Source organism: Dorea sp. OM07-5, from assembly GCF_003481355.1.
Taxonomy (GTDB): domain Bacteria; phylum Bacillota; class Clostridia; order Lachnospirales; family Lachnospiraceae; genus Dorea_D; species Dorea_D hominis.
Window position 1 is genome coordinate 273,088 of the sequence record NZ_QUKZ01000003.1, and the last position, 12,091, is coordinate 285,178.

Annotated in this window: 11 protein-coding genes and 1 other annotated feature; of the genes, 9 read left to right on the plus strand and 2 right to left on the minus strand. The window is 40.6% G+C overall.

Annotated elements, in window-relative coordinates:
• Positions 1–98: 98 nt before the first annotated feature.
• Positions 99–1,052 (minus strand): LysR family transcriptional regulator, encoded by a 954-nt coding sequence (locus tag DXC04_RS04690; RefSeq protein WP_021861517.1) that lies wholly within the window; start codon positions 1,050–1,052, stop codon positions 99–101.
• 139 nt (positions 1,053–1,191) lie between these two features.
• Between DXC04_RS04690 and DXC04_RS04695 the strand changes: the two genes are divergently transcribed.
• The 9 genes from DXC04_RS04695 (at position 1,192) to DXC04_RS04735 (ending at position 10,702) form a co-directional block, all read left to right on the plus strand.
• Positions 1,192–2,439, plus strand: coding sequence for an aminotransferase class I/II-fold pyridoxal phosphate-dependent enzyme (locus DXC04_RS04695; RefSeq protein WP_118660167.1), 1,248 nt, complete (start codon positions 1,192–1,194; stop codon positions 2,437–2,439).
• Between the two features lie 87 nt (positions 2,440–2,526).
• Positions 2,527–2,671: a sequence feature (ribosomal protein L10 leader region), on the plus strand.
• Positions 2,672–2,715: 44 nt separating this feature from the next.
• On the plus strand, positions 2,716–3,249 hold the full coding sequence (gene rplJ / locus DXC04_RS04700; RefSeq protein WP_021861519.1) for a 50S ribosomal protein L10: 534 nt from the start codon (positions 2,716–2,718) through the stop codon (positions 3,247–3,249).
• A gap of 38 nt (positions 3,250–3,287) precedes the next feature.
• Positions 3,288–3,665, plus strand: coding sequence for a 50S ribosomal protein L7/L12 (gene rplL, locus DXC04_RS04705; protein ID WP_021861520.1), 378 nt, complete (start codon positions 3,288–3,290; stop codon positions 3,663–3,665).
• A 203-nt stretch (positions 3,666–3,868) separates the two neighbouring features.
• Positions 3,869–4,894 (plus strand): threonine aldolase family protein, encoded by a 1,026-nt coding sequence (locus tag DXC04_RS04710; RefSeq protein WP_021861521.1) that lies wholly within the window; start codon positions 3,869–3,871, stop codon positions 4,892–4,894.
• 133 nt (positions 4,895–5,027) lie between these two features.
• Complete coding sequence (locus tag DXC04_RS04715) at positions 5,028–6,164, plus strand: ROK family transcriptional regulator (RefSeq protein ID WP_021861522.1); 1,137 nt, start codon at positions 5,028–5,030, stop codon at positions 6,162–6,164.
• 209 nt (positions 6,165–6,373) lie between these two features.
• Positions 6,374–7,516: a substrate-binding domain-containing protein gene (locus DXC04_RS04720; RefSeq protein WP_117537727.1), complete on the plus strand. Its 1,143-nt coding sequence runs from the start codon at positions 6,374–6,376 to the stop codon at positions 7,514–7,516.
• Between the two features lie 26 nt (positions 7,517–7,542).
• Positions 7,543–9,093, plus strand: coding sequence for a sugar ABC transporter ATP-binding protein (locus DXC04_RS04725; protein WP_021861524.1), 1,551 nt, complete (start codon positions 7,543–7,545; stop codon positions 9,091–9,093).
• A gap of 12 nt (positions 9,094–9,105) precedes the next feature.
• The gene (locus tag DXC04_RS04730; protein WP_021861525.1) at positions 9,106–10,260 is read left to right on the plus strand and encodes a sugar ABC transporter permease; all 1,155 of its coding nucleotides are present in this window, start codon (positions 9,106–9,108) and stop codon (positions 10,258–10,260) included.
• A gap of 151 nt (positions 10,261–10,411) precedes the next feature.
• A complete protein-coding gene (locus tag DXC04_RS04735; RefSeq protein ID WP_278336571.1) occupies positions 10,412–10,702 on the plus strand; it encodes a transglutaminase-like domain-containing protein in 291 nt (96 codons plus the stop codon).
• A gap of 6 nt (positions 10,703–10,708) precedes the next feature.
• Here DXC04_RS04735 and DXC04_RS04740 read toward each other — a convergent pair whose 3' ends face one another.
• Positions 10,709–11,839 (minus strand): ROK family transcriptional regulator, encoded by a 1,131-nt coding sequence (locus tag DXC04_RS04740; protein ID WP_118660169.1) that lies wholly within the window; start codon positions 11,837–11,839, stop codon positions 10,709–10,711.
• Between the last annotated feature and the right edge of the window lie 252 nt (positions 11,840–12,091).

Consider the following 12,091-nt stretch of genomic DNA (forward strand, 5'->3'; position numbering starts at 1 on the left):
CGGAATATTAAAGCTGACAGGCTTGCAAAGTCTATTATGAAGTATTTGCAAGCCTGTTTTTGTATAGTAGCTTTCTGCTACAGCAATGAAGTCGGCAATTATGCAGATGGCAGATTCTGAAGATGAGTCATGGAGAGAAATTCTTCCATGGCTCTTGTTTTATATTTGTGGTTCTTGTAGTAGAAATAAACCTGACGGTGGGCGCTGTCACCGGCTAATTTGTAATAAACGAAATGCTCAAATGCCGGGAGCTGTCTTACAAGCATATCGCTAATAAATGTGGCACCGAGCTGTGTGGATGCAGCCATGTAGGCGGTGGACTGCTGATCCAGTTCCAGAATAATATGTGGATGAAAGCCTGCTTCGCGGCACAGCCTGTCTGCACGGATCCTTGTGTCATTTCCCGGTGCAAGAGTGATAAAAGGAAGCTTTGAAAAATGTTCCAGTGGCACAGCAGGGCAGGTACCTTTCAGATAGTCCTTGTTTTGGATTGATTCATGAGATAACTGGTATGATTCAAGCTTTTCGTTTTCGCGGAAATGACGTGGGACAGCGAGAAAAATATTTTCCATGCAGTAGAGTTCACGGCTGTAAAGTGTACTGTCATAATGATAGTTGTCGATTACGAAGTCAACGGAGTTATTGCTGAGCAAAGATTCCAGAAGCGTTGTATTTCCCTCTGTGATCTGGATGTCAACGTCAGGGAATTTTTTCTTAAAATCTGTGACGATCGGTGGCAGAACATAACCGGCGAAGAGCGTGCTGGCGCCAAGCGACAGACTTCCGGTTTTCAGTGTAGTCAGATTGTTGATGTAATTTTCCACCCGCTGCTCAATCTGGAAAATCTCTTCCGCAGCTTTTATATAAACTTCCCCGACTTCTGTAAGCTGCAGTGGGCTGGTGCTGCGGTCGAACAAAGGAAACCCGATTTCTTTCTCTACTTTCTTTACACGGGCGCTTAAAGAAGGCTGGCTGATATAAAGGTTCTGCGCGGCTTTTGAAAAGCTCTTTTCTCTGTAAACTTCATAAATATATTTCTTCCACGTAAACATAAAATACTCCTTATAGTTAAAGTGATATAACATTTATATAATTATAAATATTTGAATATAGTATACTACTGCGTTATGATAATAGCAACAAGAGAAAGATAAACAAATAATGATATAAAATATAAAGGTGGGGAATACAATGAATAAAATCTTAAGAGCAAAGAGAATGGAACATGTACACTCAGATATCAGAGGACCATTATTTGTTGAAGCTATGAACATGCAGGCAAAGGGAATCGACGTGCTGAAATTGAATACCGGTAATCCGGCAACATTTGGTTTTAAACAGCCGAAGAGCATTGAAGATGCGCTGGAGCATCACACAGCTGATGGGGTAGGCTATTGTGATTTCAGGGGGATGCCGCAGTCCCGTGAAGCGATTAGCTCATATCACAGATCAAAAGGAATCAAAGGCGTAACAGCTGATGATGTATTTATTGGTAATGGAGTCAGTGAGGTTGTTTCGTTTGCATTAATGCCACTTTTAAATGATGGCGATGAAGTGCTTGTACCGACACCGAGTTATTCAATTTGGGGAAATTCTGTATATCTTGCAGGAGGAAAACCGGTGTTCTATGTTTGCGATGAGAAGGCAAACTGGTATCCGGATATCGACGATATCCGTTCTAAGATCACATCCAGAACAAAAGCAATCGTTGTGATCAATCCGAATAATCCGACTGGAATGTTATATCCAAGAGAGATTCTGGAACAGATCGTTGAAGTCGCAAGAGAAGCCGGAATCATGGTATTTGCCGATGAAATCTACGACCGCCTTGTAATGGACGGACTGGAGCATACATCGATCGCATCACTTGCGGATGATGTGCCGATGGTAACGCTGAACGGACTTTCCAAATCCCACTGCTTGTGTGGATACAGATGTGGATGGATGATCATCAGCGGACCGAGAGCACTGACAGAAGATTACAAACAGGGAATCGTACAGCTTACATCTCTTCGTCTGTGCGCAAATACACTGGGACAGATTGTTATCCCGGCTGCACTTGATGATATGGAGACACCGATGTCCATGGTTCGCCCGGGTGGAAGAATCTACGAGCAGAGAGAAGCAACGATCCGTGAGCTTGAGAAGATTGACGGACTTTCATTTGTAAAGAACAACAGTGCATTCTATATCTTCCCGAAAATGGATGTAGATAAGTTCCACATTACGGATGACAAGCAGTTTGCAAGTGATCTGCTTCATGAGACAAATATTCTGCTTGTACCGGGAAGCGGATTTGATTGGCACAGACCGGATCACTTCCGTCTGGTTATGCTTCCACAGGCAGAAGTTCTCTCTGATGCGATGAAACGTATGGGAGAGTTTCTGGATGGTTATGACCAGAGAAAGTCCTTTAAAATAGAGAGAAAATCTGCGTAAAACAGATCGTGAAAACAGATTATAAAAATGGTCATAAAAAATAACGGATAAACACAAAAAAGTATTGACAAATACATGCAGGTGTGATAATCTGTTCAAGGACTGCCGAAGACAGTAGGTATTCGCAAGAATGTAAGGATGAGATTCAGACGCCTACCGAGGAAAGATCGATACAAAATGTATGACTTTACAACCTCTATGTCTTAGGATGTAGAGGTTTTATTTTTTATCTATCGGCGGTGTAAAACTCAAAATCTATAAGGAGGTGCACCATTCGTGGCAAAAGTTGAATTAAAACAACCAATCGTACAGGCTATTGCAGAAGATATCAAAGATGCAGCAAGCGTTGTCTTAGTTGACTATCGTGGACTGACTGTTGCAGAGGACACTGCTCTTCGTAAACAGTTAAGAGAAGCTGGTATCGTCTACAAAGTTTGTAAAAACACAATGATGAAAAGAGCTTTTGAAGGAACTGATTTTGCAGCTTTAGATGAACACTTGGAAGGTCCAAGCGCTATCGCAATTTCTAAAGATGACGCTACAGCTCCTGCAAGAATCCTTTGCAAATTCGCAAAAGATGCAAAAGCACTTGAATTAAAAGCTGGTGTTGTTGAAGGTACAGTTTACGATGTAGCAGGACTTACAGAACTTTCCAAAGTTCCTTCAAGAGAAGAGTTACTGTCCAAGTTACTTGGAAGCTTACAGTCACCTATCACCAATCTTGCTCGTGTTCTTAATCAGATCGCAGAGCAGGGAGGCGAAGCTGCTCCGGCTGAAGAAGCAGCAGAAGAAGCTCCGACAGAGGAGTAATCAATTATAACAAATATTAAAAAATGGAGGATAATAAAATGGCAAAATTAACAACAGCTGAATTTATTGATGCAATCAAAGAGTTATCAGTATTAGAGTTAAATGATTTAGTAAAAGCATGTGAAGAAGAATTTGGTGTTTCTGCAGCAGCAGGTGTAGTAGTTGCAGCAGCAGGAGCTGACGGAGCAGGAGCAGCAGAAGAGAAAGATGAGTTCGACGTAGAATTAGTATCTGCTGGATCTTCTAAAGTTAAAGTAATCAAAGTTGTTCGTGAGATCACAGGACTTGGATTAAAAGAAGCTAAAGAATTAGTAGACGGAGCTCCGAAGGTAGTTAAAGAAGGCGCTTCTAAAGCTGAGGCTGAGGAAATCAAAGCTAAACTTGAGGGTGAAGGTGCAGAAGTTAACCTTAAATAATTTTGAGTTTTCATACACTGAGTGTAAAAAGAGTTCGCATTATGCGGACTCTTTTTTATATGAAACTTGTTTAATTAATATGTTATAAATAAGTTTGAACTTAACTTATTTGAGTAATATGATACAAACAAGTTTCTGTTGAACTTGTTTGAGGAATATGTTATAAAAGTGAAATAGCACAAAACTTAACAGGAGGTTTTCAAATGATACGTTTTAACAATGATTACAATCATGGCGCGCATAATGCGATTATTCAGGCGATTGGTGAGATCAATACAGAATCTTATGCGGGATATGGAGAAGATGAGTGGTGTCAGAAAGGAGCCGACGAGATCCGGAAATATCTTGGCGGTGCAGATGTAGATATTCATTTTATGGTTGGGGGAACACCGGCGAATATTACCGTAATGACTGCTGCCTTACGTCCTTATGAGAGTGTGATCTGTGCAGAAAACGGACATATCAATCACCATGAGGCAGGTTCTATTGAACATACCGGACATAAGATATTGTCAGTTCCTGCGAAAGAAGGAAAATTAACGGCAGAAGCAGTCAGAGAGACAGCCGCACATTATTACGATCACGGACAGGTGGAATTTCTGACTGCTCCGAAGATTGTATTTCTATCTTCGCCTTCCGAATATGGAACTATCTACAGTAAGAAAGAGCTTTTAGAGATTCGAAAAGTATGCGATCAGTATAATATGTATCTGTATGTGGACGGTGCAAGACTTGGTTACTGGCTTTCATGCAGTGCATGTGATGTGACGCTGGAAGATCTTGCACGGATCGCGGATGTATTTTACATAGGTGGAACGAAGTGCGGCGCTTTATTTGGAGAAGCACTTGTAATTGTAAACAAAAACTTGCGCGACCATTTCCGCACTTACATGAAACAGAGCGGTGGAATTCTTGCGAAAGGCTGGCTGCTCGGTGTGCAGTTCTATACATTGTTTAAAGATGGACTTTATTTTGAACTTACAAAACATGCAGATGATCTGGCAGCAAAACTGAAACAGGGATTTGCCGATGCTTCGATCCCACTGTACATGGACAGCCCTACAAATCAGTTATTTGTAATTCTGACAAATGAAAAGGCAGACGAACTTGCAGAAGAGTTTACTTATGAATTTGATCATGTAGTAGATGAAGAACGTATCTGCGTGCGCTTCTGTACAAGCTGGAGCAGCACAGAAGAAGAGGTTGATAAATTAATCGCGGCTTTGTAAAGTTGCAGAAAATATGTGACATTTCAACGATACACCTGTAAAGGACGTTCTCCTAGGCTGCAATGGACAAGTTGACACGTTTTTTTGCGGAGTATATAATAAATTGCAGTCATACAACAGGGAGGATATAGTTTTGGAAAAGTTAAAACCTGTGGCAACAGAAAGAAGACGGCAGATGAGAAATGATATCTACCGCTATATTTTTTATTCCAAAGAACCGGTCAGCAAGCAGCAAATTGCAAATGCACTGAATGTCAGCCGTCCAACAGTGCTCCAGAATCTTCTGGAGTTAGAAGAGGCCGGTCTGGTAGAAATGGCAGAAATCAGAGAATCCCAGGGAGGAAGACCACCGGCAGCTTATGTGGCAAAGGGGGATATTAAGATGGCGCTTGGTGTGTCGCTGTCAGCAAATCAACTCAAATTTCTGCTCTCGGATCTGAAGCAGAATGTACTGGCATATAAGGAGATAGATCTGGAGTATCAGACAGATTCAGATGTATTTGCGATTACAGAAGAACAGCTTGAAGTATTTCTCACAGAAAATCATGTAGACCGGAAACGCCTGTTGGGAGTCGGAATTACAATACCAGGAGTATTTGATGAAAATACCAAGAATCTAATACTTTCACCAACAATAAAACTAAAAGATTTTCGTATAGAAGAGATCCGTAAAAAAATTCCATATCCGCTGTATTTTGAAAATGACGGAATTAGTGGTGGCGTCGCAGAATGGCTTTCGCGGGATGCCGAAGAGAAAAAGAAGGATTTTGTGTATTTATTTCTGGAAGAAGGAGTAGGGGGAGCTATTTTTTTAAATGGAGCACCTTTTTACGGAGTTTCACACAGAAGTGCTGAGTTTGGACACATGAAAGTAGAATCTAATGGGAAGATCTGCAACTGCGGAAAGAGAGGATGTCTGGAAGCCTACTGCAGTGCACTGAGACTGAGCACAGAGCTGGGAATCACGATAGATAAATTCTTTGAAGATCTGGAAGATAATCCGGAATATCAGAAAATCTGGGAGGATGTTCTGGAACATCTGGCAGTCGGTATTAATAATTTAAGACTCGCATTCGACTGTGATGTTGTACTTGGCGGTTTTCTGTCATACTATTTGCAGCCATATATGGGGAAATTAAAAGAGATGGTTGCTGATCTGAGTATTTTCGGGGAAGATGCAGAATATATTAAGATAGGTCAATACCCAAGACGGGCTGTCATGATGGGTGTCGCATGGCATTTTACAAATGAATATATAGAAAATATATAAAAATGTGTCGGAGTACGAAAGGCTCCAGCATATTTTTTGATTATATAAAGTGCACAAAAAATAAAAAAGATATTGTTTGTTTTTAACAAAAAAACGAAAAGCTATTGAAAAAAAAGTAGAATACAGGTATATTCTACTTATGAAAGTTGTTTTACAAAAATAATTTCATAAGTAATTACAAAAGTAGTAAAAAGAAAGGAAGGAACGAGATGAAGGTGAAAAGAATATTGTCAGGACTGCTGGCAGTAGCAATGGTCTTCTCGCTTACCGCATGCAGCGGCATCATGGAACCAAAGAAGAATGATGGAAAGAAGACGGTTGGAATTGCGATGCCGACAAAGACACTGGAACGATGGAACCGTGATGGTGCATACCTGAAAAAGAAGTTCGAAGATGCCGGGTATAATGTAGAGCTTACTTATTCGGATAACAAGATCGATCAGCAAGTAAAGGATATAGAAAGTCTGATCGCAGATGATGTGAATCTGCTTCTGGTAGCAACGATCGACGGTGAGTCTATGACGCAAGTATTAAGAGATGCAAAGGATATGGGAATTCCTGTAATTGCATACGACCGTCTGATCCGTGAATCGGATGCAATTGATTATTATGTTTCCTTTGATAATTACAAGGTTGGACAGATGCAGGGACAATTTGTAATTGACAAATTCGGACTGGATCTGAAGGACAAATCAAAGAGTTATAACATTGAATTTACAGCAGGTGATCCGGCAGACAATAATGCGACATATTTCTTTAATGGTGCTTATGACACATTAAAACCTTACTTGGATGCAGGAATCCTGAAAGTTCCTTCTAAACAGACAAAGTTTGATCAGGTTGCAACAAAAGCCTGGGATACGGCAACTGCGATGACCAGATTCCAGAATATTTTAGGATCTAACTATTCCAAAGGAAAACAACTGGATGCAGTGGTATGTTCCAATGATGCAACAGCATTAGGAGTACTTCAGGCAATTGATTCGGACTATGCCGGAGATAATAAAGTACTGCTTACCGGGCAGGATGCGGACGAAGCCAATCTTGCAAAGATTGTAGATGGAAAACAGACGATGACTATTTACAAAACATCAGCAAATGAAGCAGAAGTAGCCATTGATGTAGGAAAAGCAATCTTAAATGGAGAAAAACCAGATGCGGATTTGATAAAAAAAGCCAACTGGGATTTTTCATGTAAGTATGATACAAAGACTTATGATAACGGTAAAAAGGTTGTTCCGTCTTACCTGCTGACTCCGGTGGTTGTCACAAAAGATAATCTTCAAAAAGAATTGATTGATACAGGATATTACAAACTGGATAAGAAGGGATATCCGAAGAATGCAAATTAACCTGATGAGACGGGAGGAAGAAAGAGATGGCTGATTATATTCTGGAAATGAAGAACATTACAAAGCTTTATCCGGGAGTAAAAGCGCTTGACAATGTAAATCTCAAAGTCGAAAGAGGAGAGATTCATGCACTGGTCGGTGAAAATGGTGCCGGAAAATCAACGCTTATGAATGTTCTTTCCGGAACGATTCCTTACGGGGAATACACCGGAGATATTGTATATAATGGAGAAGTTTGTCAGTTCCATAATATTCATGACAGTGAGGACAAAAAAATCGTAATTATCCACCAGGAACTTGCGTTGATTCCTGAAATGACAATTGCGGAGAATATGTTTCTTGGAAATGAACGAAAAAACAGATTCGGAAAAATTAACTGGAATGAAGCGTACAAACAGGCTGATGAAAATATGAAAAAAGTAGGCTTAAAAGAACAGTCTTCCATGTTGATCAAAGACATCGGAACCGGAAAACAGCAACTGGTTGAGATCGCAAAAGCACTTTCCAAAGATGTAAAACTTCTGATTCTGGATGAGCCTACAGCATCTTTAAACGAAAAAGATTCCAAGATGCTTCTGGACATGCTTTTAAAATTTAAAGAAGAGGGAATGACGGCGATCATCATTACCCACAAATTGAACGAAGTTGCTTATGTTGCTGATAAGATTACGGTAGTCCGTGATGGATCAACAATCGAAACTATGGATAATAAAGATCACAACATAGATGAAGAACGAATCATCAAGGGAATGGTCGGAAGAGAATTGTCCAACCGTTATCCACAGCGTGAGCATAACATTAGTGATGAAGTACTTTTTGAGGCGAAAGACTGGACTGTTTATCATCCGGTTTATACAGAAAAATGTATGGTAGATCATGTGAACTTTCATGTAAACAGAGGAGAGATTGTAGGATTCTCCGGGCTTCAGGGCGCCGGAAGAACAGAACTTGCAATGTCTTTATTTGGAAAAAATTATGGAAGCCATATTTCCGGACAGGAGTTTATCCGAGGTGAAGAAGTTCATTTGAAAAATGAAAAAGATGCAATTTTACATGGACTGGCATATGCAACGGAAGACCGGAAAACAAACGGATTGATTCTAAGTGACACAATTGCACGGAATACAACAATGGCAAGAATGGAAAAAATATCTAATCGCTTTGGTGTGATCGATGTAGATAAAGAGAATAAAGTTGCCGAAGAGTATGTAAAAAGGATGCGTACAAAGACACCGGGGATTTTCCAGAAAGCCGGTAACCTGTCAGGAGGAAATCAGCAGAAAGTACTCCTGTCAAAATGGATGTTCGCAGAACCGGATGTTTTATTCCTGGATGAGCCGGGACGAGGTATTGACGTAGGAGCAAAATATGAGATTTACTGCATTATGAATGAAATGGTAAAAGAAGGCAAAGCAGTTGTTATGATTTCTTCAGAACTGCCGGAACTTCTTGGAATGTGTGATCGAATTTATATTATGAACGAAGGAAGACTGGTGGGAGAGTTAGAAGCCAGTGAAGCAACGCAGGAGCGAATCATGGATAAGATTCTTTCCTCAAATGATGAAAAGGAAAACTAAGGAGGTAACGGCATGAAACTGAAGTCAACATTAAAACAATATACCATGGTTATTGCATTGGTTATTGTATTTATATTTTTTACAGTATTGACAGGGGGTAGACTGATTCTTGCACAGAATATCTCCAACTTGCTTTTGCAGAACGCATATGTAATGGTAATGGCATGTGGAATGCTTTTATGTATTTTAACAGGTGGTAACGTAGATCTGTCAGTAGGAGCAACCTTATGTCTCTCCGCTGCGCTGGCAGCAACAGCATTGCAGTCCGGTAAATCACCGGTTGTTGCGATCATAATGGCAATGGCTGCTGCACTGGTTATCGGACTGTTTCAGGGTATTTTAATTGGATATATCCATGTTCCTCCGTTTATCTGTACACTGGCAGGTATGTTCTTATACAGAGGTCTGGCACGTGCGGTACTGGATTCCAAAACATGTGGTATTACAAATGAAAAATTCCTGGATATTTTCTCTTCATACTTAAGAATGCCAGGTGAAAAACCAAGAGCATGTACTTCCTCTCTGATCGTTGCAGTAATTGTTGCAGTAGTTATTGCTGCTTGTATGCTCTTTAGTTATTATGGAAAGAAAAAACATGGCTATGAAACGAAACCATTTATTTCCATGCTAATCAAATTGATCATTATTGATGCATTAATTGTTATATATGGATGGAAACTTTCACAGTTCAAAGGAATTCCGGTTATGTTACTCTGGATTCTTGCAGTTGTCATTATCTTCGCTTTTGTTACTTCATCTACTGTATTTGGACGTTATTTCTATGCAGTTGGTGGAAATGAGAAGGCGACAAAGCTTTCAGGAATTGATCCTAGAAGAGTGTATTTCTGGGCTTACTTCCTGATGAGTGCATTGGCTGGTCTGTCTGGTCTGCTGGTAGCTGCCAGAATCGGTTCTGTAGATGGAAACATGGGAAATACATATGAGATGGATGCCATCGCATCTTGCTTCATCGGAGGAGCTTCTGCATATGGTGGCTCAGGAACTGTCGGAGGAGTTATGGTCGGTGCCGTTCTGCTGGGTGTTATCAATCAGGGAATGTCAATTTACGGACTGCCGGATCAGTGGCAGTATGTAGTAAAAGGAGTTGTACTTCTTGCTGCTGTAATTTTCGATGTAGTTTCTAATAAGAAAACAGGAAAAGCATAAAATGGAATAATAGGAAATAAAATGCCGGAGTCTTTCTCTTTCAGAATGAGAAGAGAAAGACTCCGGCATTTTATAATGAAATTATACAGATGAATTTTCAGACTAACAGTGAAGTCCGTGAGATTGGCTTAAGGAGAAAAATTTTAATCCGCTGGATTCGTTCCTTAATGAGTCACATTCCGTAAATGCAATGCTGTATGCTTCCGCAGCAGTGGAATCATTCCGGACACATGGGATCCCGGCGCGGTATGTGGAAGGATATTATCTGTCGGATAATCAGATTGCGCAGAGCGATGACGGACATGAGCTGTTGTCGGGAGAAGATATGCATGCATGGGCGGAAGTTTATTTTGACGGTGTGGGATGGCTTCCGGTAGATGTAACACCGGGCTATTATTATGATACGGCAGAGCTACGGACAGTTATCTGGAAGAACTTGTGAGGGAGACTACAGATTCATAATTTCATGCAGATATTCTTTGACATAACTGATCGCGGCGCCCTCGCATCGGAGCGCTTTTTGATTCTGCCCCTGACGGATAAAACGCTGTTCCGTAGGAAAGGCAGATTTTTCAGATGCATAACGGTGCAGAGTATCGATATCTTCTTCCGTAAGATACGGAGAGAGCGTACCGCCGATCAGTACCGGATAATCAATAAACATACGCAGGTTATTAATGGCAGCCGCAAGATTCAGGAGATAGGTATTCCAACATTCCTGACAAGTACGGTTGCCTTTTCTTAACTCTTCAAAAAATGTATGCAGATGCCCGGTCACGTCAATAAGTGGCTGTGTAGAACAGTAAGTTTCCATGCAGCCACGTCGGCCGCAGTAACATGGGCGGCCATTCGGAATCAGAGTCATATGTTCAAAGACACCGCTCTTCAGATCTGTGCCTTTAAGAGAGCTACGGTTTACAATCAGTGCACCGCTTAGATGACTGCGGATATTCAGGTAAATGAAGTCCTTCAAAGAAGGATGAGACCACAGTTCAAACTGCGCGGCAGCTTCCGCATCGTGGAAAAATTTGCACGGGTACGGAAGATGATCTGTAAATACAGAAATATGAAGTCCTGTACAATTTAAAATCTTACCGTAAGTGACAGTCGTTCCGTCTGCAGAAATCAGTCCCTGGAGTACAATGCCGACTCCAAGGATTTTTTTATGGTCAATTTTATTTCCGTTAATAAAATGTGTAATGCTGTTACAGATATTCCGGAAATAAGAATCTTCGTTGACAAAACCAATTTCATACCATGCCGTGCAGATCGTATTCCCGTACAGGTCAATTGCCGTAATTTCATAAGAGTCCTGCAGTAACTCGACACCGATGGAGATCTTAGAATCCGGGATAAATATGATCGCATTCGCTTTTCGTCCGCCGGTGGATTTGTAATAGCCGCTCTTCTCGATCAGCCCTTCTTCGGAACACTCACGGATCAGATTGATCACGGTCGGACGGCTCAGATGCAGCAATTCACATAAAACCTGTTGCTGACTGGATTCGTTTTCATAAATATGGCGGAGAAGTGCCTGCTTGTTATTCTTTTTTACATCAGATGTTGTCATTGGACTCATAATCGCACCTCATTCAAATTCGTTCTTAAAGGAAGTATATCACAAAATTAGATGGACAATGATAGTGCAAAGTGCATAAAAAATGAAAAAAATAATAGTAAATTTGTGATAATTGACAAAAATAGAAAAAAGAAATACACTTATGTAAAAGAGGTTTACAGAAGTAAATTAAAAAAGTGACGAAGAAGATTTGAATCAAGGAGGAAAAGAAATGAGCAATTTACCAGAGAAAATGAAAGCAATCGTTGCGTA

Bases quoted from the DNA above. Each gene is read 5' to 3' on its own strand.
- DXC04_RS04740 (WP_118660169.1), bottom strand. From the start codon at position 11,839: ATGAGTCCAATGACAACATCTGATGTAAAAAAGAATAACAAGCAGGCA.
- DXC04_RS04725 (WP_021861524.1), top strand. From the start codon at position 7,543: ATGGCTGATTATATTCTGGAAATGAAGAACATTACAAAGCTTTATCCG.
- DXC04_RS04710 (WP_021861521.1), top strand. From the start codon at position 3,869: ATGATACGTTTTAACAATGATTACAATCATGGCGCGCATAATGCGATT.
- rplL (WP_021861520.1), top strand. From the start codon at position 3,288: ATGGCAAAATTAACAACAGCTGAATTTATTGATGCAATCAAAGAGTTA.
- DXC04_RS04690 (WP_021861517.1), bottom strand. From the start codon at position 1,052: ATGTTTACGTGGAAGAAATATATTTATGAAGTTTACAGAGAAAAGAGC.
- DXC04_RS04720 (WP_117537727.1), top strand. From the start codon at position 6,374: ATGAAGGTGAAAAGAATATTGTCAGGACTGCTGGCAGTAGCAATGGTC.
- DXC04_RS04730 (WP_021861525.1), top strand. From the start codon at position 9,106: ATGAAACTGAAGTCAACATTAAAACAATATACCATGGTTATTGCATTG.
- DXC04_RS04695 (WP_118660167.1), top strand. From the start codon at position 1,192: ATGAATAAAATCTTAAGAGCAAAGAGAATGGAACATGTACACTCAGAT.